Genomic DNA, 635 nt, shown 5'->3' with positions numbered 1-635 from the left:
AAACGCTCTTAACCAAACGCTCTTTAACAAATCGAATCAAGCAATTCGTGTGGGTGCTTGTGAGTACGGACTGATAGTCACAAAGATTATCAGCATCACAAGTGGCCATGCGAGAAATCACATAGTCATTTGAGATTGCTGAGCCAAGTTTAGGGTTTCTTAAAAACCCAAGCAGTATTGAACTGAAGAGTTTGATCATGGCTCAGATTGAACGCTGGCGGCAGGCCTAACACATGCAAGTCGAGCGGATGACGGGAGCTTGCTCCTTGATTCAGCGGCGGACGGGTGAGTAATGCCTAGGAATCTGCCTGGTAGTGGGGGACAACGTTTCGAAAGGAACGCTAATACCGCATACGTCCTACGGGAGAAAGCAGGGGACCTTCGGGCCTTGCGCTATCAGATGAGCCTAGGTCGGATTAGCTAGTTGGTGAGGTAATGGCTCACCAAGGCGACGATCCGTAACTGGTCTGAGAGGATGATCAGTCACACTGGAACTGAGACACGGTCCAGACTCCTACGGGAGGCAGCAGTGGGGAATATTGGACAATGGGCGAAAGCCTGATCCAGCCATGCCGCGTGTGTGAAGAAGGTCTTCGGATTGTAAAGCACTTTAAGTTGGGAGGAAGGGCAGTAAG

The 635-nt window shown here is 50.4% G+C and carries 1 rRNA gene; it reads left to right on the top strand.

The annotated features are described in order from the left end of the window. Positions 1–179 precede the first annotated feature (179 nt). Positions 180–635, top strand: a 16S ribosomal RNA gene (locus J5M56_RS23810); the annotation flags it as partial.

The sequence above is a fragment of the Pseudomonas sp. 51_B genome (assembly GCF_017491595.1).
In the GTDB taxonomy this organism is placed as follows: Bacteria; Pseudomonadota; Gammaproteobacteria; order Pseudomonadales; family Pseudomonadaceae; genus Aquipseudomonas; species Aquipseudomonas promysalinigenes.
Note: the sequence above shows the minus strand (reverse complement) of the source record. Positions and strands in the feature narration are given on the sequence as shown.